This window comes from Anaeromyxobacter sp. SG17 (assembly GCF_022690695.1).
Classification (GTDB): domain Bacteria; phylum Myxococcota; class Myxococcia; order Myxococcales; family Anaeromyxobacteraceae; genus Anaeromyxobacter; species Anaeromyxobacter soli.
This window is the reverse complement of record NZ_JALCYX010000022.1, coordinates 40491-63242: the sequence shown is the minus strand read 5'-3', so window position 1 is coordinate 63242 and position 22752 is coordinate 40491. Positions and strand designations below refer to the sequence as shown.

23 protein-coding genes are annotated in these 22752 nt (G+C 74.0%); 19 read left to right on the top strand and 4 right to left on the bottom strand.

The features are described 5' to 3' along the window. The first annotated feature begins 133 nt into the window (after positions 1 to 133). From MNY60_RS10900 to MNY60_RS10890, 3 genes are read left to right on the top strand one after another with little or no spacing between them, the layout of a single operon-like run. Positions 134 to 1093, top strand: coding sequence for an ABC transporter substrate-binding protein (locus tag MNY60_RS10900; protein WP_242339126.1), 960 nt, complete (start codon positions 134 to 136; stop codon positions 1091 to 1093). Continuing rightward, the gene (locus MNY60_RS10895) at positions 1090 to 1917 is read left to right on the top strand and encodes an ABC transporter permease (protein ID WP_242339128.1); all 828 of its coding nucleotides are present in this window, start codon (positions 1090 to 1092) and stop codon (positions 1915 to 1917) included. Before MNY60_RS10900 ends, MNY60_RS10895 begins: the two co-directional genes overlap by 4 nt. After that, entirely contained in the window at positions 1917 to 2732 is an 816-nt protein-coding gene (locus tag MNY60_RS10890) for an ABC transporter ATP-binding protein (RefSeq protein WP_242339130.1), read from the top strand. The genes MNY60_RS10895 and MNY60_RS10890 overlap by 1 nt, the downstream gene beginning before the upstream one ends. A 43-nt stretch (positions 2733 to 2775) precedes the next feature. Here MNY60_RS10890 and MNY60_RS10885 read toward each other — a convergent pair whose 3' ends face one another. Next, the gene (locus MNY60_RS10885) at positions 2776 to 3597 is read right to left on the bottom strand and encodes an NAD(P)-dependent oxidoreductase (protein WP_242339132.1); all 822 of its coding nucleotides are present in this window, start codon (positions 3595 to 3597) and stop codon (positions 2776 to 2778) included. 490 nt (positions 3598 to 4087) lie between these two features. Here MNY60_RS10885 and MNY60_RS10880 point away from each other — a divergent pair, with 490 nt between their 5' ends. The 14 genes from MNY60_RS10880 (at position 4088) to MNY60_RS10815 (ending at position 19630) form a co-directional block, all read left to right on the top strand. Continuing rightward, a complete protein-coding gene (locus tag MNY60_RS10880) occupies positions 4088 to 4525 on the top strand; it encodes a division/cell wall cluster transcriptional repressor MraZ (RefSeq protein ID WP_242339135.1) in 438 nt (145 codons plus the stop codon). A gap of 20 nt (positions 4526 to 4545) precedes the next feature. After that, positions 4546 to 4848: an anti-anti-sigma factor gene (locus MNY60_RS10875; protein ID WP_242339138.1), complete on the top strand. Its 303-nt coding sequence runs from the start codon at positions 4546 to 4548 to the stop codon at positions 4846 to 4848. Next, positions 4845 to 5777: a 16S rRNA (cytosine(1402)-N(4))-methyltransferase RsmH gene (rsmH, locus tag MNY60_RS10870; RefSeq protein ID WP_242339141.1), complete on the top strand. Its 933-nt coding sequence runs from the start codon at positions 4845 to 4847 to the stop codon at positions 5775 to 5777. Before MNY60_RS10875 ends, rsmH begins: the two co-directional genes overlap by 4 nt. Continuing rightward, positions 5774 to 6283, top strand: coding sequence for a cell division protein FtsL (locus MNY60_RS10865; protein WP_242339144.1), 510 nt, complete (start codon positions 5774 to 5776; stop codon positions 6281 to 6283). Before rsmH ends, MNY60_RS10865 begins: the two co-directional genes overlap by 4 nt. Before the next feature lie 4 nt (positions 6284 to 6287). After that, complete coding sequence (locus MNY60_RS10860) at positions 6288 to 8300, top strand: penicillin-binding protein (protein WP_242339146.1); 2013 nt, start codon at positions 6288 to 6290, stop codon at positions 8298 to 8300. A 175-nt stretch (positions 8301 to 8475) separates the two neighbouring features. Continuing rightward, complete coding sequence (locus MNY60_RS10855; protein ID WP_242339149.1) at positions 8476 to 9969, top strand: UDP-N-acetylmuramoyl-L-alanyl-D-glutamate--2,6-diaminopimelate ligase; 1494 nt, start codon at positions 8476 to 8478, stop codon at positions 9967 to 9969. A gap of 10 nt (positions 9970 to 9979) precedes the next feature. Beyond that, positions 9980 to 11365, top strand: coding sequence for a UDP-N-acetylmuramoyl-tripeptide--D-alanyl-D-alanine ligase (gene murF, locus MNY60_RS10850; protein WP_242339151.1), 1386 nt, complete (start codon positions 9980 to 9982; stop codon positions 11363 to 11365). After that, positions 11366 to 12508, top strand: a complete 1143-nt coding sequence (mraY, locus tag MNY60_RS10845; RefSeq protein WP_242339153.1) for a phospho-N-acetylmuramoyl-pentapeptide-transferase — start codon at positions 11366 to 11368, stop codon at positions 12506 to 12508. A gap of 5 nt (positions 12509 to 12513) precedes the next feature. Beyond that, the gene (murD, locus tag MNY60_RS10840; protein WP_242360622.1) at positions 12514 to 13905 is read left to right on the top strand and encodes a UDP-N-acetylmuramoyl-L-alanine--D-glutamate ligase; all 1392 of its coding nucleotides are present in this window, start codon (positions 12514 to 12516) and stop codon (positions 13903 to 13905) included. Continuing rightward, entirely contained in the window at positions 13902 to 15134 is a 1233-nt protein-coding gene (gene ftsW, locus MNY60_RS10835; RefSeq protein ID WP_242360621.1) for a putative lipid II flippase FtsW, read from the top strand. The genes murD and ftsW overlap by 4 nt, the downstream gene beginning before the upstream one ends. Continuing rightward, a complete protein-coding gene (gene murG, locus MNY60_RS10830) occupies positions 15131 to 16279 on the top strand; it encodes an undecaprenyldiphospho-muramoylpentapeptide beta-N-acetylglucosaminyltransferase (protein WP_242339160.1) in 1149 nt (382 codons plus the stop codon). Before ftsW ends, murG begins: the two co-directional genes overlap by 4 nt. Positions 16280 to 16298: 19 nt before the next feature. Then, positions 16299 to 17675: a UDP-N-acetylmuramate--L-alanine ligase gene (murC, locus tag MNY60_RS10825; RefSeq protein WP_242339163.1), complete on the top strand. Its 1377-nt coding sequence runs from the start codon at positions 16299 to 16301 to the stop codon at positions 17673 to 17675. Between the two features lies 1 nt (position 17676). Continuing rightward, positions 17677 to 18636 carry a UDP-N-acetylmuramate dehydrogenase gene (gene murB / locus MNY60_RS10820; protein ID WP_242360620.1) on the top strand — a complete coding sequence of 320 codons (960 nt, stop codon included), beginning with the start codon at positions 17677 to 17679 and terminating at the stop codon, positions 18634 to 18636. 67 nt (positions 18637 to 18703) lie between these two features. Then, positions 18704 to 19630 carry a D-alanine--D-alanine ligase gene (locus MNY60_RS10815; RefSeq protein ID WP_242360619.1) on the top strand — a complete coding sequence of 309 codons (927 nt, stop codon included), beginning with the start codon at positions 18704 to 18706 and terminating at the stop codon, positions 19628 to 19630. Here the strand turns inward: MNY60_RS10815 and MNY60_RS10810 are convergent. After that, positions 19620 to 20498 (bottom strand): hypothetical protein, encoded by an 879-nt coding sequence (locus MNY60_RS10810; protein WP_242360618.1) that lies wholly within the window; start codon positions 20496 to 20498, stop codon positions 19620 to 19622. The two genes, MNY60_RS10815 and MNY60_RS10810, sit on opposite strands and share 11 nt — an antisense overlap. Before the next feature lie 191 nt (positions 20499 to 20689). On the opposite strand from MNY60_RS10810, the gene MNY60_RS10805 reads away from it, so the two are divergent. Further along, entirely contained in the window at positions 20690 to 21034 is a 345-nt protein-coding gene (locus MNY60_RS10805) for a cupredoxin domain-containing protein (RefSeq protein WP_242339173.1), read from the top strand. A 60-nt stretch (positions 21035 to 21094) separates the two neighbouring features. Further along, entirely contained in the window at positions 21095 to 21592 is a 498-nt protein-coding gene (locus MNY60_RS10800; protein WP_242339175.1) for a hypothetical protein, read from the top strand. A gap of 17 nt (positions 21593 to 21609) precedes the next feature. On the opposite strand, the gene MNY60_RS10795 is transcribed toward MNY60_RS10800, so the two are convergent. Together MNY60_RS10795 and MNY60_RS10790 are read right to left on the bottom strand one after the other, a co-directional pair. Continuing rightward, complete coding sequence (locus MNY60_RS10795; RefSeq protein ID WP_242360617.1) at positions 21610 to 22140, bottom strand: gamma-glutamylcyclotransferase; 531 nt, start codon at positions 22138 to 22140, stop codon at positions 21610 to 21612. 225 nt (positions 22141 to 22365) lie between these two features. Next, positions 22366 to 22614: a hypothetical protein gene (locus MNY60_RS10790; RefSeq protein ID WP_242339181.1), complete on the bottom strand. Its 249-nt coding sequence runs from the start codon at positions 22612 to 22614 to the stop codon at positions 22366 to 22368. Between the last annotated feature and the right edge of the window lie 138 nt (positions 22615 to 22752).

Here is a 22752-nt window from a genome sequence, read left to right as displayed (position 1 = left end):
GCGCGGAGCCGCCGCCCGCCCGGGCGCCCCATGGGGGACCGGCGAGGGCCTCGCTCGCGGCGTAAGCCAGCATGTACGCCCCACGTCGGTGCCTGCGGAGCTGCGCCCGATACGCCCACCGGAGGAATCCCCCATGCCCCGTCTCGCCCTCGCCGCGCTCGCGCTCGCCCTCGCCGGGTCAGCCCGCGCGGAGGACGTCGTCCGCCTCGGCAACCTCAAGTTCGCGCACTACGGCGCGGTCTCGTACATGAAGGATCACTGCGGGAAGTTCGGCCTCAAGGTCGAGGAGATCGTCTTTCCGAAGGGCATCGACATCTTCCCCGCCATCGTGAAGGGCGAGGTGGACCTCGCCGCGAGCGCCGCGGACGCCGCCATCGCGAACCGAGCCGGCGGCGGCCAGATCTACATCGTCGCCGGCTTCGCGAAGGGCGGCGCCAGGCTCGTCGCCGCGACCGACGCGCCCATCAAGTCCGTGGCCGATCTGAAGGGCAAGAAGGTCGGCGTCGCGCGCGGCGGGGCGCAGGAGCTCCTGCTCCTCGCCGAGCTCTCGAAGCACGGGCTCACGTGGTCCGACCGCCCGGGCAAGGACGTCCAGCTCGTCTACCTGCCGTTCGCCGACCTGAACCAGGCGCTCATGCAGAAGCAGATCGACGCCATGTGCCAGTCCGAGCCGCAGTCGTCGCAGGCCATCAACAAGGGGTTCGGGCGCGAGCTCCTGAAGCCGTACGACACGCCGCTCGGCGAGCCGGTGCGCGCGCTCGTGATGACCGAGAAGCTCTACAAGGAGAAGCCGGACGTCGCGCAGCGCGTGCTCGATTGCTTCGTGGACGCGACGAACAAGTTCCTCGCCGATCCCAAGCTCGCCGAGAAGTACGTCGTGGAGCAGATGTTCAAGGGGCAGATCACGAGCCAGGACTACAAGGACGCGATCGCGAACTCGCCCTTCACGCACGACATCACGGTGGAGCACGTGCAGACGACGACCGACCTGATGGTGAAGTACGGGGTCGGCAAGCTGCAGCGCCCGCCGAGCGCGAAGGACTGGGTGAAGCTCGATCTGCTCCAGAAGGCGAAGGCCAAGTCCGAAAAGTGAAGACCGCCCGCTCCCACGCGGCCCGGCTCGCGCGCCAGCTCCTCGTCCCCGCGATCGTGCTCGTCGCGTGGGAGGGCATCTCGCGCGCGGGCTGGGTCTCGCCCATCATCCTCCCCGCGCCGTCGCAGGTGCTCGTCCGCTGGATCGACTACGCCCGCCCGCTCGCGCCCTACGACCCGGCGGAGGGGAGCCGGCTCCGCTGGCTCTTCTCCGGCGAGCTGCCGCACGACGCGCTCGCGAGCCTCATCCGAGTCGCGGGCGGGTTCGCCGTGGGCGCCGTGCTGGCGCTCCCGCTCGGCCTGCTCATGGGCGCGAAGCCCATCGTGTACGAGCTCATGAACCCGCTCGTGCAGATCCTCCGGCCGATCCCGCCCATCGCCTACATCCCGCTCGCGATCCTCTGGTTCGGCCTCGGCAACCCGCCCGCCTTCTTCCTCATCTCGCTCGGCGCCTTCTTCCCCATCCTCATGAACACCATCGCCGGGGTCCGGAACGTGGACGCCATCTACGTGCGCGCCGCGCGGAACCTCGGCGCCTCGGAGTGGACGCTGTTCTGGCGCGTCATGGTGCCGGCGGCGATGCCGTACATCCTCGCCGGCGTCCGCATCGGGTTCGGCGTCGCCTTCATCGTGGTGATCGTCGCGGAGATGATCGCGGTGAACTCCGGCCTCGGGTACCGCATCCTCGAGGCGCGCGAGTACTTCTGGTCCGACAAGGTGATCGCGGGGATGATCAGCATCGGGCTCGCGGGCCTCGGCATCGACGTCGGCATGAACAGCCTCAACGCGTGGCTGCTGCGCTGGCACCGGGGGGTGGAGGGGTGATGGCCGCGTCCGTCGCGGGCGCCGCGCCCGCCATCCAGGTGCGCGGAGTCCGCAAGGTCTTCAGCGGATCCGAGGGCGAGGTCGTGGCCCTCGACGGCATCGACCTCGACGTGGAGCCGGGTGAGCTCGTCTGCCTCCTCGGCCCGTCCGGCTGCGGGAAGTCCACCCTCCTGAACGCCATCGCCGGCTTCTCGCCGCCGACCTCCGGGACCATCGTCGCGAACGGCCGGGCCGTCACCGCCCCGGGCCCGGACCGGGCGATGGTGTTCCAGGAGTACGCGCTCTTCCCCTGGATGACGGTCGAGAAGAACGTGGCCTTCGGGCTCGAGATGGCGAGGGTGCCGGCGCGCGAGCGGCGCGAGCGGGTGGACGCGCTCCTCGGCATGCTCAACCTGCGCGAGTTCCGCGACCGCTTCCCGAAGGACCTCTCCGGCGGCATGCGCCAGCGCGTCGCCATCGCCCGCGTGCTCGCCATCGACTCGCCCATGCTCCTCATGGACGAGCCGTTCGGCGCGCTCGACGCGCTCACCCGCCGGAACCTCCAGGACGAGCTGCTGCGCATCTGGGCGAAGCTCCGCAAGACCATCGTCTTCGTGACGCACGGGATCGAGGAGTCGATCTACCTCGCCGACCGGGTGGTGGTGATGACCTACCGCCCCGGCACGGTGAAGCGGATCGTCCCGGTGACGCTCCCCCGCCCCCGCGATCCCGCCGCGCCGGAGTTCAACGCGCTGAAGCGCGAGATCTCGCAGATGGTGATGGAGGAGCAGGCGCGGCACGCGCAGGCCGAGGTGGGCGGGGCGACGGCGGACTGAGCCGGGCCGAGCCCGCCGGGCGGCGACGGCGCCCGGTCGCCGATCAATCCAGGAAGAGGTCCGGCATCAGCTCTTGCCCCGGCTCGACCGCGTACTTGCCGAGGTCGGTCACGCCGTCCTCGCGGAGCACGTCCTCGTCGATGAAGAAGTTGCCGGTGCAGCTCCGGCTCTCGCGCTTCAGGATCGCGATCGCCGCGTCGGCGACGATCTCGGGCGTGCGGCCGTGGCGCGCGGTGTCCTCGCCGCCGAGCAGGTTCAGCGCCGCGGTCGCGATGACGGTGCGCGGCCAGAGCGCGTTCACGGCGATCCCCTTCTCGCGCAGCTCCTCCGCCATGCCGAGCACGCACAGGCTCATGCCGTACTTCGCCATCGTGTAGGCGACGTGCGGCGCGAACCAGCGCGGGTTCAGGGACAGCGGCGGCGAGAGGTTCAGGATGTGCGGGTTCGCGCTCTTCTCGAGCAGCGGGATGCACGCCTGGGAGCAGGCGAAGGTCCCGCGCGCGTTCACCTGGTGCATGAGGTCGTAGCGCTTCATCGGCGTCTCGACCGTGCCGGCGAGGAAGATCGCGCTCGCGTTGTTCACGAGCACGTCGATCCCCCCGAACCGCTCCTGCGCGGCCTTCACCGCCGCCGCGATCTCCGCCTCGTCGCGCACGTCGCAGTGGACCGCGAGCGCCTTGCCGCCGGCCGCCTCGATCTCCTTTGCGGTCCCCTGGATGGTCCCCGGCAGCTTCGGGTTCGGGACGCTCGACTTCGCGGCGACGATCACGTTCGCGCCCTCGCGCCCGGCGGCGATCCCGATCGCCTTGCCGATGCCCCGGCTCGCGCCGGTGATGAAGAGCGTCTTCCCTTTGAGTGAAGGCATGGAGACCTCGCGCTGGGTTGGTCGGGCAGGATGACGGAGGGACCCGGCGGGGAGCAATGGGACGGACGGGGCGGGGACGATTCCCGATCCCGATCCCGACCTCGACTGGCGGCTGCGACCGCCGACCTCGACCCCCAACCCCGACTTCGACCCCCGATCCGACCCTGACGAGCCGCCGGCGACCCCCGCTCGAGCCTCCCGGGTGATCCAGATCGGCCCCTCCCGAGCCCCTCGCGCCGCCCTCCCACTCCCGGGCAGCCAGCCTCCCGAGCAAGCCTTCGTGCGACCCCACGGGACCCGAGCGCCTGCCGGTCGCGTGTGCGCTAACACCTACACCAACCGGCCGCGATCGCGCGCTGAACGCATTGCCAGCCCGTGAAACGGCCGATCCGGGCGCCCGTTGACTTCGACGGCCGTTGTCCGTAGATCGGGACCATTCAGTGGGAAAAAGTGGCAAGCAGCGGATCAGAGCGGCAGGATCGGCCAGCCCGTGTTCTTCGGAACCTTCAACCACGCGATCGACGCGAAGGGGCGAACGAGCCTCCCGGTGAAGTTCCGCGAGGCGCTGGCCGCGGCGGGCGAGCCGCGGATCGTGCTCATGCAGTACCCGCACTGGCGCGCGGTGCAGGCGCTCCCGCAGTCCGTCTGGAACGAGCTCGTGAAGAAGGTGATGGACGCCTCCCCGCTCGACGCCAGGACGCAGCGGAGCGTCCTCAAGTTCGTGTCCTCCGCGCACGAGGTGGACCTCGACGCGAACGGCCGCGTCCTCGTCCCGCCGGCGCTCCGCGAGTGGGCGGGGCTCGCGAAGGACGTCGTCTGGGTGGGGATGGGCCGGACCATCCACCTCTACGACAAGGCCGCGTACGAGCAGCAGGTGGCTGAGGAGATCCCGAGCGACCAGGTGGTCGACTTCTTCGGGAAGGTCTAGCGGGCGAAGGGAGACGGGCGATGTTCGAGGCGAGACACCAGGACGACGTGACGATCATCCGCGGCGTGGACGAGCTCACGAAGGACGAGCTGTCGGCGATCGCCGCGATCGCGCGGCGCGCCCGCGACGACGGGCGCCGCGTGGTCATCGACCTCAAGAACGTGACGCACCTCCACTACGCGGGCGCGGCGCTCCTCAAGGCGATCCCCGGGCTGCGCGCGGCGGGGGCGAGCCGTTACGTCCGTGATCTCGTCCACGCCGGCGGCGCGGGCGGGCACCTCGAGCTGTTCGAGGACGTGGAGGCGGCCTTCCGGGCGGCGTGAGCGGGGAATTCGTCCATGCTTCGGTACTTCCGAGAGAGATCGTCGAGATCCTGCGCCCCGAGCCGGGCAAGCTCCTGCTCGACGGGACGCTCGGCGGCGGCGGCCACTCGGAGCTCCTGCTCGAGCGGGGTGCGCGCGTGATCGGCCTCGACAAGGACCCGCGCGCCCTCGCGGCCGCCACCGCGCGCCTCGCGCGCTGGGGCGAGGCGTTCCGGGCGGTGCGCGCCGACTTCCGCGACGCGAAGAACGTGCTCTCCGCGCTGGGCCTGGCCGGCGTCGACGGCGCGCTCGTGGACCTCGGCGTCTCCTCCCCCCAGCTCGACCAGGCGGAGCGAGGCTTCTCGTTCTCGCGCCCCGGCCCGCTCGACATGCGCATGGGCGAGGAGGGCGAGCGCCTCGAGGACCTGCTCCGGCGCATCGACGAGCGCGAGCTCGCGCGCATCCTCCGCGAGTACGGCGAGGAGCCGTTCGCCCGCCCCATCGCGCGCGCGGTGAAGCGCGCCGTGGAGTCCGACGAGCGGCTCGACACCGGGCGCCTCGCCGAGATCGTCGCGAAGGCGATCCCCCGCAAGGCATGGCCGCGGCGCATCCACCCGGCGACCCGCACGTTCCAGGCGCTCCGCATCGCGGTGAACGACGAGCTCGGCGCCCTCGCGGCGTGGCTCGACGGGCTCCCCGCCATGCTGAACGTCGGCGGCCGGGCCGCGGCGATCTCCTTCCACTCGCTCGAGGACCGGATGGTGAAGGAGCGCTTCCGCGCGCTCACCCAGGCCTGCACCTGCCCGCCCGACCTGCCCGTGTGCGCCTGCGGCGCGCGCGCGGCGTTCGCGGCGGTGACGCGCAAGGCGATCGTACCGTCCGACGACGAGGTCCTGGGGAACGCCCGCGCCAGGAGCGCGAAGCTGCGCGCCGTGGAGAAGCTCCGGTGAGGCGCGCCCCCGCACGCGGCCGCCCGGCGGCCCCTCCCCGCGCCGCGGCGCGCGCGAGCGCCCTGCCCGTCGCCCGGGCGGCGACGGCGGCGCTCCTCGTCGTGGTCCTCGGCGTCTTCCACATCTGGTCCCGCACGCGCGTGGTCGCGGCGGGATACCGGCTCGGCGCGCTGCAGGCCGAGCACACGAAGCTCACCTCCGAGCACGACCGCCTCCGCATCGAGGTGGAGACCCTCCGCGCGCCGCGCGCGCTCGAGGAGTTCGCTCGGAACAAGCTGGGCATGGCTCCGCCGGACTCCGGTCCGGTGTGGGCGGCAGGCCCGCGCCCCGCTTCGGCGGGCGCGGGCGGGGCGGGCGTGGACGGTGTGGATCACCGATCCGGGCCGGCGGAGCCATCCCTCTCCACGAAGGCTGGGCGGGCGGCGGCGGGGCCCGCGGCGGACTCCGAGCGCGTCGCGCTCCGGGGCCCGCTGCGGGCGGGCCGCTCCGTGCCGCGCGAGAGGTAGCGCGTTGCGCACGGGGCCCGATCCGCGCGCGACCCGCTGGATCGCCGTCCGGATCGGCGCTCTGGCCGCCCTCTTGGCCGCCGGCTTCGCGATCGTCGCCGGCCGCGCGTTCCAGCTCCAGGTGCTGCGCCGGGACGCGCTCGTCGAGGAGATGGTCGACCAGTACCGGCGCCAGCTCGTGCTGAAGCCGCGGCGCGGCGTCATCACCGACCGCTCCGGCGTGCTCCTCGCGGGCAGCGCCGACGCGCGCTCGGTGTTCGCCGATCCCGTGGTCCTCGAGAAGGAGGACGGCCGCGGCGAGGCGCTCCGGAAGGTCTGCCAGGCGCTGAAGCTCGACCCGGGCGCCGTCCGCAGGAAGCTCGCCAAGGGCAGCCGCTTCGTCTGGATCGCGCGGCGGATCTCGCCGTCGCAGGCCGCGCAGGTCGAGGCGATCCTGAAGGCGAGCCGCGTGCGCGGGGTCGCGCTCGTCCCGGAGACGCGCCGCTACTACCCGAAGCTCGAGCTCGCGAGCCAGGTCCTCGGCCTCGTCGGCGACGACGGCGAGGGGCTCGAGGGGGTTGAGCTCGGGCTCGACGAGGTGCTGCGCGGCGAGCCCGCGAAGGTGCCGTCCCTGCGCGACGGCGCCGGCAAGACCGTCCTCGCCCAGGCGCCCACCGCCGGGCAGGCCCGCGAGGGCGCGCGCGTCGAGCTCACGCTCGACCAGGGCATCCAGCTCTCCGCGGAGCGTTCGCTCGGCGCGGCGGTGAGGCGCTCGCAGGCGCTCTCCGGCATGGCGGTCGCCATGGACCCGCGCACGGGCGAGGTGCTCGCCATGGCGAGCTATCCCCCCTCCAACCCGAACGCGCCCAAGCGCGGCGCGGAGCTCCGCAATCGCGTCGTCACCGACTCCTTCGAGCCCGGCTCGACGGTGAAGACCTTCACCATCGCCGGCGCCCTCGCGCGCGGCGCGCTCCACCCGCTCGACCCCATCGACTGCGGCAACGGCCGCTACGCCATCGGGGCCCACGTCATCCACGATCACGAGGCGCTCGGCTGGGCGGGCGCGTCGAAGATCCTGGCGGTGAGCTCGAACATCGGCGCCGCCAAGATCGGCGCGCGCCTGGGGCGCGCGGGGCTCCACGAGTCGCTCGCCGCGTTCGGGCTGGGCGAGCGAACCGGCGTCGGGCTCCCCGGCGAGATCCGCGGCCAGCTCCCGCCGCCGCGCTCCGAGGTCGCCCTCGCGACCCAGAGCTTCGGCCACGGCCTGACGGCGAACGCCCTCCAGATCACCGCCGGCATGGCGGCCATCGCGAACGGCGGCAAGCTCATGCGCCCCATCGCCGTGCGCCGGGTCGTCGATCCGGCGACGGGCGAGGTGCTCCAGGCGGCGTCGCCGGAGGTGGTCCGGCAGGCCGTGCCGCCGGACGTCGCGGAGACGATGACGCGCTTCCTCGTGGGGGTGGTGGAGGATCCGAAGGGGACCGGGAAGCGCGCGCGGCTCGCCGGGTGGCGCGTCGCCGGCAAGACCGGCACCGCGCGCAAGGTCGATCCGGTCTCCGGCGGCTACGCCTCGGACCGGCACTTCAGCTCCTTCGTCGGGTTCGCTCCCGCCGAGGCGCCGCGCGTGGTGGTGGGCGTGTTCCTCGACGAGCCGAAGGGCGACGTGCACGGCGGCGAGGTCGCGGCGCCCGCGTTCCGCGAGATCGTGGAGGACGCCATGCGGCTCATGGGCGTGCCCGCGAGCGGACCGGAGGCCGAGCGGCTCGCGCTCGCGGCGGCGCCTCCCGTCGAGGAGGAGCCGGAGGGGCCGCCCCCCGTCGAGCTGGCGGCGCGCGCGGCCGCCCCCGTGGACGGCGCGAGCGTGGCCGTGCCCTCGCTCGCCGGCCTGCCCGCTCGCTCGGCGATCCGGTCGCTCGAGCAGGCGGACCTCGCCGCCGAGGTAGACGGCTCCGGCAGGGTCGTGCAGCAGTGGCCGGCGGCGGGGAAGGTGGTCGAGCGCGGGACCCGGGTGCGGATGCGGCTCGCGCCGACCGGGTGACCTGGCGCCCACATGGCCGGAAGCCTTGCGGGCGGGCACTAGCGCCGGAGCCCGTTGCTGTAAGATGTGCCGCGCCGCGCCGTGGCGCGTGTCCCAGGTGACACGCCGGCGCGTAACCGGGCGAGCGCACAGGGGAAGAGATTCCGGAGGGCGGCTTGCATTCCGGTGTGGTGAGATGAAGCTCTCGGCAGTCATCCAGGGAACGGGCGCGCGAGGCGAGGTGGCTGGCGATCCCGAGATCGCCCGCGTCACGGGGGACTCTCGCGAGGTCGTCCCGGGCGCGGTGTTCTTCGCCCTCCCCGGGGCGGTGCACGACGGCCACGACTTCGCCGCGCAGGCGGCGGAACGCGGGGCGGTGGCCGTCGTCGCCGAGCGGAAGATCGCGTGCGCTCCGGCCACGCTCCTCCTCGCCCCGTCGTCGCGCCGCGCGATGGCCATCGCCGCCGCGAACTTCCACGGCCGGCCCGCCGACGCGCTCCGCGTGGCGGGCGTCACCGGCACGAACGGCAAGACGACGATCACCTACCTCGTCGAGGCCTGCGCGCGCGCGGCGGACCTGCCCATCGGCCTGCTCGGCACCGTCACGCAGCGCTTCCCCGGCGTCGAGCGGACGGCGACGCACACGACCCCCGAGTCGACGGCCATCCAGGCGGTGCTCGCGGAGATGCGCGACGCCGGCGCGCGGGCGGTGGTGCTCGAGGTCTCCTCGCACGCGCTCGCGCAGGAGCGGGTCGCCGGCATGCGCTTCGCCGCCGCCGGCTTCACGAACCTCACCCGCGATCACCTCGACTACCACGGCGACATGGAGGCGTACTTCGCCGCCAAGCGCCGGCTCTTCACGGAGCACCTCGCACCCGACGGCGTGGCCGTGGTGAACGCGCGCGATCCGTACGGCGCCCGGCTCGCAGACCAGCTCGGCCCCGGGCGTCGCGTCTGGCGCTACGGCACCCGCGCCGAGGACGCCCTCCGCGCCGAGGGCGTCGCCCTGGGGCTCGCCGGCATCGCGGCGACCTTCGTGACGCCGAAGGGGGAGATCGCGATCCGCTCCCCGCTCGTCGGCGCGCACAACCTCGAGAACCTCCTCTGCGCGGCCGGGCTCGCGCTCGCCCTCGGCATCCCGCCGGAGGCGATCGCGCGCGGGCTCTCCGCCTCCCCCGGCGCCCCCGGACGGCTCGAGCGGATCGACGGCCGCGGCATCTCGGCGTTCGTGGACTACGCCCACACCGACGACGCGCTCGCGCGCGCCCTCGAGGCGCTCCGCGCCACCGGACCCCGCCGGCTCCTCTGCGTCTTCGGCTGCGGCGGCGACCGCGATCGCGGCAAGCGCCCGCTCATGGGCGAGGTCGCCGCCCGCGGGGCCGATCTCGTCGTCGTCACGAGCGACAACCCGCGCACCGAGGCGCCGGACGCGATCATCTCGGACGTGCTGCCCGGCCTCGAGCGGGCGGGCGCGCCGCGGCTCACGACCGCGGCGGCGCAGGGCGGCGGGCGCGGCTTCCTCGTCGAGCCGGAGCGCCGCGCGGCGATCGCGCTCGCCCTGTCCCTCGCGCGCGCGGGCGACGCCGTGCTCATCGCCGGCAAGGGGCACGAGGACTACCAGATCGTCGGCACGACGAAGCACCCCTTCTCCGACCGCGAGGAGGCCCAGAGGGCCCTCCGCACCGCATGATGGCGACGCAATGACCGTCCCCCACTTCTCCTCCGACGAGCTCGCCGCCGCGACCGGCGGGCGCTGGATCGGCGCCCCGCCCGCGGAGGTCGCCGGCGTCTCGACCGACACCCGCACGCTCGCGCCGGGCGCGCTGTTCGTCGCCCTCGTGGGCGAGCGCTTCGACGCGCACGCCTACCTCGCCGAGGCGGCCGCGAAGGGCGCCGTCGCCGCGGTCGTGGCCGACGGCCGCGCGCCGGCCGGGGCGCCGCTGCCGCTCCTCTCGGTCCCGGACACCCTCCCCGCGCTCGGCGCCATCGCGCGCCACCACCGCCGCCGGTTCCAGATCCCCGTCGTCGGCGTCACCGGCTCGAACGGCAAGACCACGACCCGCGAGATGATCGCGGCGATCCTGGCGACGCGCGGCCCCGCCCTGAAGACCGAGGGCAACCTCAACAACGAGGTGGGCGTCCCGCTGACGCTCCTCGGCCTCGGGCCGGAGCACCGCTCGGCAGTCGTCGAGATGGGGATGAGCCACCCCGGGGAGATCACGCGCCTCGCCGCCATCGCCGAGCCGTACGTGGGGGTCGTGACGCTCGCCGCGCCCGCCCACCTCGAGGGGCTCGGCACCCTGGACGCGGTCGCCGACGCGAAGGCCGAGCTGTACCGGGGGCTGCCGGAGACCGGCATCGTCATCGCCAACGCGGACGATCCCCGCATGCTGCGGCGCGCCCAGGCGAGCGGCCACCGGATGCTCACCTTCGCCGCGGCGGCGGGCCGGCGCGGCGACGTCGTCGTGCTCGAGATCGCCTCGCAGGGGGACGACGGGCTCCGCTTCGTGCTCGGCATCGGCAACCGCGAGGTGGAGGTGCACATCCCGGCGCTGGTGGGCGCGCACAACGCCGCGAACGCGGCGGCGGCCGCGGCGACCGGCGTCGCCCTCGGCTGCAGCGATCGCGAGATCGCGCAGGGGCTCGCGGCGGTCCGCCCGGTGGGGCGCCGCCTGCGCCTCGACCGGCTCGCCTCGGGCCTCCGGCTCGTCGACGACTGCTACAACGCGAACCCCTCCTCGATGTCCGCGGCGCTCCGCACGCTCGTCGATCTCGCGCGGCCCGACGCCCGGCCGGTGGCGGTGCTCGGCGACATGCTCGAGCTCGGCGCGTTCGAGGAGGAGGCCCACCGCGCCCTCGGCGCGGAGGCCGCCCGCGCGGGCGTCTCCCTCCTCGCCGCGTTCGGGCCGAGGGCCCGCGCCACCGCCGAGGCGGCGCGCGCCGCCGGCCTCGAGACCTTCCACACCGACGACATGGACGCGCTCGTCCGCTGGGCCCGGGCCGCGATCGCGCCGTCGAACGACGTCCTCCTCGTCAAGGGCAGCCGCGGCATGAAGCTCGAGCGGCTCGTCGAGGCCCTCCGCTAGATGCTCTACCACCTCCTCTACCCGCTCTCCGGGCAGTTCGGGCTCTTCAACGTCCTGCGCTACCCGTCGTTCCGCATCGTGGCGGCGGGCCTCGTCGCGCTCCTCATCGGGCTCCTCTTCGGGCCGCTGTTCATCGAGCGGATGCGCGTGCTCCAGTACGGGCACACGAACGTCCGCGAGGACACGCCGGAGCGGCACAAGAAGAAGGCCGGCACGCCGTCGATGGGCGGCGCGCTCATCCTCTTCGCCGTCACGGTGTCGACGCTGCTCTTCGCCGACCTCGCGAACCGGCTCGTCTGGGCGGCGCTCCTCGTGACGCTCGGCTACGGCGCCATCGGCTTCTGGGACGACTGGCTCAAGATCTCCAAGAAGAACTCGAAGGGGCTCGCCGGGAAGAAGAAGCTCCTCCTCCAGGTGCTCGTGGTGCTCGTCGTCTACTACGGGTTCCTCACCGACGGGCAGCTCCGCCGGGTGGACGGGTTCCCGTTCGTCACGGTGGGCAGCCTCGTCGACCTGCACCTCACGCTGCCGTTCGTGCCGACGCACCTCTTCGCGCCGTCGCTCGGCGCGCTCTACCTGCCGTTCATGATCTTCGTCGTGGTCGCCACGTCGAACGCGGTGAACCTCACCGACGGCCTCGACGGCCTGGCCATCGGCCCGACGATCGTCTCGTCGATGACGTTCCTCGCGCTCTCGTACGTCGCGGGCGCGACCATCGCGGGCTTCAGCCTCGCCGAGTACCTGCGCATCGCGTACATCCCGGGGGCCGAGGAGCTGGGCGTCTTCTGCTCGGCCATCTTCGGCGCCAGCATCGCCTTCCTCTGGTACAACACGTACCCTGCGTCGGTGTTCATGGGCGACGTCGGCTCGCTGGCGCTCGGCGGCGGCCTCGGCATGCTCGCCGTGCTCACCAAGAACGAGGTGGCGAGCGCGATCCTCCACGGCGTGTTCCTCGCCGAGACGGTCAGCGTCATCCTGCAGGTCTGGTCCTTCCGGACCACCGGCAAGCGCATCTTCCGCATGGCGCCCATCCACCACCACTACGAGCTCAAGGGCTGGGCGGAGCCGAAGATCATCGTGCGCTTCTGGATCATGTCGATCATGCTCGCCCTCGTGGCGCTCATGTCGCTCAAGCTGAGGTAGCGGCCTTGAGCACCCCCGATCTGAAGGGCAAGCGCGTCACCGTCGTCGGCCTCGCCAAGAGCGGCGTGGCGGCGGCGCGCCTCTGCGCGCGCGAGGGCGCGCGCGTCACCGTCACCGACCGGCGCGGCGAGGAGCACCTCTCCGCCCCGCTCGCCGCGCTCGCCGGCGCGAGCGTGCGCCGCGCGCTCGGCGGCCACGATCCCGCCGACTTCGAGCACGCCGACCTCGTCGTGGTCTCGCCCGGCGTCCCCATGGCGATCCCCGAGCTCCGCGCGGCCCGCGCGCCAGGCGTGCCCGTGTGGGGCGAGGCGGAGCTCGCCGCCCGCTTCCTCCCCGCGGTGCCGATCGTCGCGATCACCGGGACGAACGGGAAGAGCACGACGACCGCGCTCGCCGGCGCCCTCTTCGCGCGCCACCGGCGGACGTTCACCGGCGGGAACCTCGGCACCCCCCTCTGCGAGCACGTCCTCGAGGGCGGCGGCGCGGAGGTGGTCGTCCTCGAGCTCTCGTCCTTCCAGATCGAGGGGCTCCTCTCGCTCCGCCCGCGCGTGGCGGCCATCCTGAACGTCACCCCGGATCACCTCGACCGCTACCGCGACGTGGACGACTACGCCGCCGCCAAGGCGCGGCTCTTCGCGCTCCAGCAGGCGGACGACCACGCCGTCGCGAACGCCCGCGACCCGCGCGCGCTCGCCATGGCCGAGAGCTCGCGCGCCGCGCTGCACACCTTCGGCTTCGGCCCCCCCGCGCCCGACGGCGCGCGCGATCCGGGCGGCGAGCCGGGGGCGGGCGGCGCGACCGAGCTGTGGATCCGGCGCGGCGGCGGCGCGCCCGAGCGCTTCCGCCTGGCCAACCGGGCGCTCCGCGGACGGCACAACCGCGAGAACGCGATGGCCGCCGTGCTCTCGGCGCGGCTCCTCGGCGTGCCGGGCGACGCGGTGCAGGCGGGGCTCGACGCGTTCCCCGGCCTGCCGCACCGGCTCGAGCTCGTCTCCGAGCGGGGCGGGGTGGAGTGGGTGAACGACTCGAAGGCGACCAACGTCGACTCCACCTACGTCGGCCTCTCCGCCTTCCCGGCCGGCGCGCCGCGCGTCGTGCTCGTCATGGGCGGCCGCGGCAAGGGAGCGCCGTACGCCCCCCTCCGTCCGCTCTTCCCCGGCCGCGTGAAGGCGCTCCTCACCGTCGGCGAGGACGCGCCCGCCGTCGAGCGCGAGCTCGGCGATCTCTGCCCCACCGAGCCCTGCGGCACGCTCGAGGCCGCGGTGCGTCGGGCGGCGGCCCTCGCCCGTCCGGGGGACGCGGTCCTCCTCTCTCCGGCCTGCGCGAGCTACGATCAGTTCCGCAGCTACGAGGAGCGTGGCGCCGCGTTCCGCCGCCACGTCGCGGAGCTCTCATGAGCCGAGCCGAGGACACGTCCGCGCCGCGCGCCGGGGCCCACATCGACGGGCTCCTCCTCGGCGCGCTGCTCGCGCTCACCGCGCTCGGCGCGGTGATGGTGTACTCGGCGAGCGCGATCCCGGCGTCACAGAGCGCGCGGCTCGGGCACGACGAGTTCTACTACCTGAAGCGGCAGCTCCTCGCGGCCGGGGTGGGGGTCGGGCTGCTCGTGGCCGCGCTCCGCCTCGGCGCCCGGAGGATCTCGGCGCTCGCCTACCCGCTCCTCGCCGTCACCTTCTTCACCCTCCTCCTCGTGCCGGTGCTCGGGAAGACCGCCGGCGGCGCGCAGCGCTGGATCCCGCTCGGCCCCCTGCAGTTCCAGCCCGCCGAGGCGGCGAAGGTGGCGCTCGTCCTCTACCTCGCGCGCTCGCTCGCGCGGAAGCAGGAGAAGGTCCGGATCTTCTCCATCGGGCTCCTCCCCCACCTCCTCGTGACGGGCGCGCTCGTCGCCCTCTGCCTGTGGCAGAGCGACATGGGGACGGGGGTCATCCTCTTCCTCGTCCTCTTCGCGATGCTCTTCGCGGCGGGCGCGCGCGTCTCCTACCTCCTCGGCGCGGGGTTGCTCGCCCTGCCCGTCGCCTGGCACCTCGTGAAGTCCACGCCCTACCGGTACGAGCGCGTCATGGCGTTCCTCGATCCGGAGCGCTACCGCTACGGGCCCGGGTTCCAGCTCTGGGAGTCGCTCCTCGGCACCGCGCACGGCGGCTGGCTCGGCCAGGGGCTCGGCCAGGGCAAGGGCAAGCTCTTCTACCTGCCGGCGGCGCACACGGACTTCATCGCGGCGGTGATCGCGGAGGAGACGGGGCTGCTCGGGATCCTGCTGCTCGTCTCGCTGTACGCGGTGGTGGTCTGGCGCGGCGTGCGCGCCGCGCTGCACGCGTCCGAGCCGTTCGGCTGCTACGCGGCGCTCGGCGTGACCTCGCTCGTCGGCGCGCAGGCGCTCGTGAACCTGGCGGTGGTGTTCGGCCTGTTGCCGACGAAGGGGCTCACCCTGCCCTTCGTCTCCTACGGCGGCTCCTCGCTCATGACGCTCCTCGGGGCGGCGGGCGTCCTGCTCACGGTGAGCGGCGAGCGCGGCGGGTTCTTGCGCCGCGCGCCCTCGGCGGTGATCGTGCGCCCGGGCGCCGAGCGGTCGCGGGCGGCCGGGGACGCACGGCTCGACACGGGTGCGGAAGGGACGACGTCATGAGGATGCTCATCGCCGGCGGCGGCACCGGGGGCCACGTCTTCCCCGGCATCGCCCTCGCGGAGGAGGTGGTCGGGCGCCACCCGGCGAACGACGTCGTCTTCGTCGGCACCGGGCGCGGGCTCGAGGCGAAGGTCGTCCCCGCGGCGGGGTTCCCGATCGAGCTCATCGACGTGAAGGGGCTGAAGGGCAAGGGGCTCCTCTCGCTCCTCGTGAACCTGCTCCTCATCCCGCGCGCGCTCCTCCAGTCCTACCGGATCCTGCGCAAGTGGCGGCCGGACGTGGTGATCGGGGTGGGCGGCTACGCGAGCGGGCCCGTGGTGCTCGTGGCCTCGCTGCTCAGGATCCCGACGGCGGTCCAGGAGCAGAACGCGATCGCCGGGTTCACCAACCGGGTGCTCGGGCGGTTCGTCGAGGCGGTCTTCACCGCCTTCCCGGAGGCCGCGCGGCACTTCCCCGGCCGCAAGGTGTACCAGCTCGGCAACCCCATCCGCCGCAAGCTCATGGAGAACTACATGCGGCCGGACGTCGAGCACGACCGGCTGCGGCTCCTCGTCTTCGGCGGATCGCAGGGCGCGCACGCGCTCAACATGCGCGTCGTCGAGGCGCTCCCGCACCTCGCCGACCTGCGCGACGGGCTCCGCGTCACCCACCAGACCGGCGCGCGCGACCGCGAGCAGGTCGAGAAGGGCTACCGCGCCTGCGGGTTCGAGCCGGACGTGCGCGAGTTCATCCACGACATGAGCGCGGCGTACGCCGGGGCCGACCTCGTCGTGTGCCGCGCCGGCGCGACCACGCTCGCCGAGCTCACCGTCTGCAAGAAGCCGTCGATCCTGGTCCCCTTCCCCGCCGCCGCCGACAACCACCAGGTGCTGAACGCGCGCAGCCTCGTGGACGCGGGCGCGGCGGTCATGATCGAGGAGCGCGACCTCACCGGCGAGCTGCTCGCCGCGGAGATCCGCTCCGTCCTCACCCACCCCGAGCGGCGCGAGCGGATGGTGCGCGCCGCGGGGCGGCTCGGCAGCCCGCAGGCGGCGAAGGAGATCGGCGACGTGTGCGCCGAGCTCGTGCGCCGCCGCTGGGGCTCCCCCGCCGGCCAGGAGCGCGCCCCCGGCCACGGCCCCGTCCGCCCACCCGACCTCGCCTGACCGCCCGGACCCCCACGCGATGAGCCTCTTCCGTTCCAGACCCGCCAAGATCCACTTCGTCGGCATCGGCGGCATCGGCATGAGCGGCATCGCCGAGGTGCTGCTGAACCTCGGCTACGCCGTCTCCGGCTCCGACCTGAAGGAGTCGGAGATCACCCGCCGCCTCGCCGGCCTCGGCGGCCGGATCGAGCGGGGCCACGCGGCGCAGCACGTCGAGCAGGTCGACGTGGTCGTCACCTCCTCGGCGGTCCGCCGGGACAACCCGGAGGTCGTCGAGGCGCGCCGCCGCAAGATCCCGATCATCCCCCGCGCGGAGATGCTCGCCGAGCTCATGCGGCTCAAGTACGGGGTGGCCATCGCCGGCTCGCACGGGAAGACCACGACCACCTCGCTCGCGGCGCACCTCCTCGCCCACGCGGGCCTCGACCCGACGGCGGTGGTGGGCGGCAAGGTGAACACCTTCGGCTCGAACGCGAAGCTCGGCCGGGGTGACTACATGGTCGTCGAGGCGGACGAGTCGGACGGCTCGTTCCTCCACATCCCGCCGACCATCGCGATCGTCACGAACATCGACCCGGAGCACCTCGATCACTGGAAGACCGAGGAGGCGCTGCGGCGGGGCTTCCTCGACTTCGTGAACCGCGTCCCGTTCTACGGCCGCGCGATCCTGTGCATCGACCACCCCACCGTGCAGTCGCTCCTGCCCGAGGTGGAGAGCCGCTACGTCACCTACGGCGAGGGCCACCAGGCCGACTACCGCGCCGAGGCGATCGAGGTCTCCGGCCACGCGGTCCGCTTCGACGCCTTCCGGCGCGAGGAGCCGCTGGGCCGCTTCGAGGTGAAGCTCGTCGGGCGCCACAACGCGCTCAACGCCCTCGCGGTCGTGGCGCTCGCCGACGAGATGGGCGTGCCGCCCGACGTCACCCGCGCGGCGCTCGCCTCGTTCGGCGGCGTGCAGCGCCGCTTCACGGTGCGCGGGGAGGCGGGCGGCGTGACGGTGGTCGACGACTACGGCCACCACCCGGCGGAGGTGAAGGCGACCCTGCTCGGCGCGCGCGAGGCCTTCCGCCGGCGGGTGGTGTGCCTGTTCCAGCCGCACCGCTACACGCGCACGCGCGACCTGCTCCCGGAGTTCGCGACCGCCTTCAACGACGCGGACGTGCTCGTCCTCACCGACATCTACGCCGCCGGCGAGGAGCCCATCCCCGGCGCGACCTCCGAGGCGCTCGCCGAGGCGATCCGCGCCTGCGGCCACCGCGACGTCTCGCTCGCGCCCCGCGCCGAGCTCGCCCGCGCGGCGCGCGCGCGGGTGCGGCCCGGCGACATCGTCCTCACCCTCGGCGCGGGCGACATCACCGCGGTCGGCCCCGAGCTGCTCGGGCTGCTCGAGGGCTAGCGTGCCGGGCGCGGTCTTCGGGGCGGGCGCCGCCGACTGGCGCGCGGAGCTCGCGCGGCGAGTGCGCGGGGAGCTCGTGCGCGACGCGCCCCTCGCGCCGCGCACGGCCGTGCGGGTCGGCGGCTCGGCCGACCTCCTCGTCCGCCCGGAGGATCCCGACGCGCTCGCGGCGCTGCTCCGCGCGGTCCGCGAGCTCGGGGTGCCGCTCACGATCCTGGGCGGCGGCGCGAACACCCTCGTCGCCGACGCGGGCGTGCGCGGCGTCGTCCTCCGGCTGCCGCAGGGGTTCGGGGAGGAGCGCCGGGAGGGCTCCCGGCTCGTGCTCGGCGCCGGCGCGCCCACCACCCGGCTGTGGATCCAGGCCCACGCAGCGGGCCTCGTCGGGGTGGAGTTCGTGGCGGGCATCCCCGGCACGCTCGGCGGCGCGGTGGCGATGAACGCCGGGACGACCCTCGGAGAGATGAAGGACGTCGTCACCGAGGTCGAGCTCGCGACCGCCGACGGCGCGGGGTTCGTCCCCGCCGCGGCGCTCGGCTTCGCCTACCGCACCTGCCGCCTCCCCGCGGGCGCCGTCGTCACGCGGCTCGCGGTGACCCTGCGGCCGGGCGACGTGGCCGAGAGCGCGCGCGTCATGCAGGAGGACCGCGATCGGCGCCGGCGGACACAGCCGCTCGACCGTCCCACCTTCGGCTCGACGTTCACGAACCCCCCGGGCGACTTCGCCGGCCGGCTCATCGAGGCCGTCGGCCTCAAGGGGTACCGTGTCGGGAACGCCACGTGGTCGGACGTCCACGCGAACTTCATCTCGAACCTCGGCGGGGCCACCGCGCGCGACGTCCTCGCGCTCATGGCGCTCGCGCGGCGCAAGGTGAAGGAGCGGTTCGGCCTCGCGCTCGAGACCGAGGTCCGGCTCGTGGGCGAGTTCCTTGCAGAGGAGCTCGAGGCGCTGCGCGGGGAGTGAGCCGCGGAATGGTGAGCGAGGTCGCGGTAGGGTTCGAGGTCGCTGTCTGAGGATCGGGAGACGGACAATGGGCAAGTGGACGGGCAAGAAGGTCGCGGTGCTGTATGGCGGTCGCTCCTCGGAGCGCGAGGTCTCGCTCCGCACCGGCGCCGCCTGCGCCGACGCGCTCCGCACGAAGGGCCACGACGTCGCGCTCGTGGACGTGGACACCGAGCTCGCCGCGCGGCTGCGCGAGCTCCGGATCGACGTCGCCTTCGTCGCGCTGCACGGCCGCTGGGGCGAGGACGGCTGCGTGCAGGGGCTCCTCGAGTGCATGGAGATCCCGTACACCGGCTCCGGCGTCACCGCGTCCGCGATGGGCATGGACAAGACGGTCTCGAAGGCGATCTTCAAGGCGCTCGGCCTCGACGTCATCGAGTACCGCGCGTTCCCGCCCGGGCGGGCCGCCGAGATCCGCGCCTCGGACCTCCCCTTCGGCGTGCCCTGCGTCGTGAAGCCCGCCGGCGAGGGCTCCTCGGTGGGCGTGCAGATCGTGAAGGACGCGGCCCGGCTCGCCGACGCGTGCCGCGAGGCGGCCCGCTACAAGGGCGACGTCATCGTCGAGCGCTACGTGAAGGGCACCGAGGTGAACGTGGCCGTGCTCGAGGGCAAGGCGCTCGGCGCGATCGAGATCGCCCCCGCGAACGAGTTCTACGACTACGCCGCCAAGTACACCGCCGGGACGACCAAGTACTACTACCCGGCCCGCATCCCCGAGGCGCACGTGGCGCGCGTGATGGCCGCCGCGGAGGTCGCGCACCGCGGCCTCGGCTGCAGCGGGGTGAGCCGCGTGGACTTCATCGTGGCTCCCGACGGCACGCCGTTCATCCTCGAGGTGAACACCCTCCCCGGCATGACGGCGACCTCTCTCGTGCCGAAGATCGCCGCCGGCCTGGGGCTCGCCTTCCCCGATCTGTGCGAGCGCATCCTCGACGGCGCCGCGCTCAAGGCGTAGGCCGCGCCGCCGGCCCCTGCGCCCGCAGCAGCGCCGGGACCTGGAAGCGCCACACGTAGCCGACCCGCAGCTCGAGCGGCGGGGCGTCCGCGGTGACCCCGGCGTTCAGCGCCGCCCTGAGCTCGCCGCCGCGCACCGGCACGATCGCTCCGAGCCCGAGCACGCTCGGGCGATCGGCGAACCGCCACCCGGCGTACCCGCGCCACTCGAGCTCGACCGCCGCGCCCGACGGGCCGCTCGCGCGCAGGGTCCCGCCGTAGGCGAACGCGTCGTCCTGCCGGTTCTGCGCGAACTGCCAGGAGACGAAGCCGACCCGCCCGAGCGCGCGCAGGCGCGCCGCGCCGAGCGCGCCGAGGTCCTTGCCCGCGAGGAGGTCGATCGCGTAGCCCGGCGCGTTCGTGAACCGGCGCGAGGCGAGCCCCTTGCCCGTGGCCGACTTCACGCTGAGCCGGAGGCCTACCGCGGGCGCCGCGCGCTCCCGGAGGAGGAGGAAGCGTGCGCCGAACCGGGCGTCTCCCGGGGTGCCGTCCGCACGGTAGCGCGCTCCGAGCCGGTGCTGCGTCGCCGTGGAGGTGCGCCAGATCTCGATGGGCGTCCCGTCCACCTCCAGCGCGGCGGTCTCGCGGAACGGAAACAGCAGCCGGAGGTAGGGGGTGGCGGCGTGATCCCGGAGCGCGAGGCCGGAGACCTGTGCCGCGGCGGACAGCTCCACCTCCACGCGCGTCCCGATCACGGGGTCGACGTTGGGCAGGACCGGGAGCGCGTTGTAGCCCATCATGCCGGGGACGAGCGGCCAGTCGGGCGAGCCGGGCCACGCCGCGGTCGCAGCGGCGGCGAGGGACGCGAGCAGCAGGGACGCGCTCAGCACGTTGGCTGACGCTAGGTGCGGGCGCTGCCCGCGCGCGACTCCCCGGTCGCGCCGGACGCGCCGCGTCGGCCCATCGACCGCGGGCGCAGCCCGCGCGCCCTTCCCCCGATGGTGTCGCGCGCGACGCGCATGCATGCGAGACTGCGCCGCCGCGCCCGGGACGCGGGCGCGCGACGCAAGGAGAATGCCCGATGCGCACCCCCACCCTCGCCCTCGTCGCCCTGCTCGGCGCCCTCGCCGGCCTCGCCGCCTGCGATCGCCGCCCCGGACCCGGTGAGCCGGTGAGGATCACGGTGACGAAGCGCGGCTTCGAGCCCTGGAAGGTGCAGGCGAGGAAGGACGTCCCCCTCACCCTCGTGGTCACGCGCACCACCGACGAGACCTGCGCGAAGGAGCTCGTGCTCCCCGAGCTCGGCATCCACCAGCCGCTGCCGCTGAACGAGCCGGTCACCGTCTCCTTCACGCCGGCGCGCGCCGGCGAGCTCAGGTACGCCTGCGCGATGAACATGTTCCAGGGCGTCATCGAGGTGCGGTGACGCCGGCGTGCGCCGCGCCGCGCTCCGGGTATACCTCTCTGCCGCTCTCCGAAGGTCCCCTTGCGCACGCTCCTCTACGTCCTCTCCATCATCGCGGTGAACGCGGCCTTCGTCGTGTTCCCGCCCGTCCGGCCGCCCTGGGGCGGCGTGTTCTCGTTCGCGACGCTGCTCGTGGGCGCGACGTTCATCCTGCGCGACTACGCCCAGCAGGAGATCGGCGGCAAGGTGTGGCTCGCCTCGCTCGCGGGCGCGCTCATCACCGCCGCGTTCAACCCGCGGCTCGCGCTCGTGTCCGGCGGCGCCTTCTTCGCGGCCGAGCTCCTCGACCAGCTCGTGTTCACGAAGGTGCGCGGCTCGTTCCGCGCGCGCGTGCTCTGGTCGCAGCTCGCCGGCGTGGCGCTCGACACTGGCGCGTTCCTCGTGGGGATCGCCTTCGCCCTCGGCATCCCCTGGAGCTGGGCGAGCTACCTGACCATGAGCGCCGGGAAGCTCGCGGCGCTGTCGTACCTCGCCGTCGCCCGCCGGCGCCCGGCGCCGCCGCGGGGCGCGCTCGCCTGACCGGGAGCGCGCTCGGCTCAGCGCTTCGGCGCGAGCGCCTCGAGGCGCCGGATCCACTCGTCCGAGAGGCCGCGCGCGCGGGCGCCGCGAAGCAGCACCTCCAGGTAGGCGGGTGACGGCGGCGCGTCACTCGCCAGGCGGCGCGAGTTGGTGGCGCGGTAGGCGATGGCGGGGACGTGCGGGCCGCCGTCGACCGGCGAGAGCTCCACCTCGAACGCCTCGTACAGCCCGGAGACCGCCCCCTCCCTGTGATCGGCGAGGCCGCGCGACGGGCCGGGCATGGGCAGGGCGATCCCCTCGACGACGTCGCCCGGCGAGCGGGCGAGGTTCGCCACTGCGCCTCCCCACGCGCGGGAGAGCACGTCGAACGCCAGGCGGTAGCCGACGAGCCGCACGCGCCGGGCGCCCTCGAACGACGGCGCCGCGTAGCCGTGCTCGTGGGCCCACGCGGCGAACGCCTCGCCGTCGAGCGACGAGCCGTACACGAACCAGACGAAGTCCGGTCCCGCGGTCGCCTCGTGCGCCTTGCCGAAGAGGGGGAGCTTCATGCAGTCGGCGATCTACCGCGGAACGTCGCGGGGCGCTCGTGCCCGGGAGAGGCGCGCGCCGCGCGGCGGCTTCCACGTGCGCCGGCACCCCACCTCGCCATCCATCGTGACGCCTCCGTTCTCCGGAGGGCGACGATCGCCCAGACGGCCCTTCACGGCGAGTACCCGTGCGGAGCGTGAAAGCCCATCGGCCGAACCGCGGACCCTCGGGCGGCGGCGACTGCGCTACGGCGCCCGGCCGCTCTCGCCCCGCTCGAGCCGCTCCCTGAGATCGCGCACGCCCTGGCGGTCGTCGGACCAGAGGAGCCCGAGGTGGATCGTGCGGGGCGGCACCCCGTCGTCGTCCGCGACGTCGTAGAGCGCCTTGAGCCGCCAGCGCTCCTGCTCGCAGGCCTTCTTGATCTCGAACCGCACCTCGTGGCCGGTGCGCCGCAGCGCCTCGAGCGCGGCGGCGGCTTCGTCGGGGAGGAACACGGGGGGATGAGAGCACGGAGTGACCGGCGGGCCAAGGGCGCGGGGCAGCCTCCGCTTCCCGCGGCGCGCCCTCCCGAGCGCTCGCTCGCAGCTCGCGACGGCGCCCCGGCCGCGAGCTCGCGACCGGGGCGCCGGGGT

Coding starts and splice junctions, on each gene's coding strand:
- MNY60_RS10815 (WP_242360619.1), top strand. CDS start 18,704: ATGGGCAAGTGGACGGGCAAGAAGGTCGCGGTGCTGTATGGCGGTCGC.
- MNY60_RS10805 (WP_242339173.1), top strand. CDS start 20,690: ATGCGCACCCCCACCCTCGCCCTCGTCGCCCTGCTCGGCGCCCTCGCC.
- murF (WP_242339151.1), top strand. CDS start 9,980: ATGACCGTCCCCCACTTCTCCTCCGACGAGCTCGCCGCCGCGACCGGC.
- murC (WP_242339163.1), top strand. CDS start 16,299: ATGAGCCTCTTCCGTTCCAGACCCGCCAAGATCCACTTCGTCGGCATC.
- MNY60_RS10890 (WP_242339130.1), top strand. CDS start 1,917: ATGGCCGCGTCCGTCGCGGGCGCCGCGCCCGCCATCCAGGTGCGCGGA.
- MNY60_RS10855 (WP_242339149.1), top strand. CDS start 8,476: ATGAAGCTCTCGGCAGTCATCCAGGGAACGGGCGCGCGAGGCGAGGTG.
- MNY60_RS10900 (WP_242339126.1), top strand. CDS start 134: ATGCCCCGTCTCGCCCTCGCCGCGCTCGCGCTCGCCCTCGCCGGGTCA.
- MNY60_RS10875 (WP_242339138.1), top strand. CDS start 4,546: ATGTTCGAGGCGAGACACCAGGACGACGTGACGATCATCCGCGGCGTG.
- mraY (WP_242339153.1), top strand. CDS start 11,366: ATGCTCTACCACCTCCTCTACCCGCTCTCCGGGCAGTTCGGGCTCTTC.
- MNY60_RS10885 (WP_242339132.1), bottom strand. CDS start 3,597: ATGCCTTCACTCAAAGGGAAGACGCTCTTCATCACCGGCGCGAGCCGG.
- MNY60_RS10795 (WP_242360617.1), bottom strand. CDS start 22,140: ATGAAGCTCCCCCTCTTCGGCAAGGCGCACGAGGCGACCGCGGGACCG.
- ftsW (WP_242360621.1), top strand. CDS start 13,902: ATGAGCCGAGCCGAGGACACGTCCGCGCCGCGCGCCGGGGCCCACATC.
- murG (WP_242339160.1), top strand. CDS start 15,131: ATGAGGATGCTCATCGCCGGCGGCGGCACCGGGGGCCACGTCTTCCCC.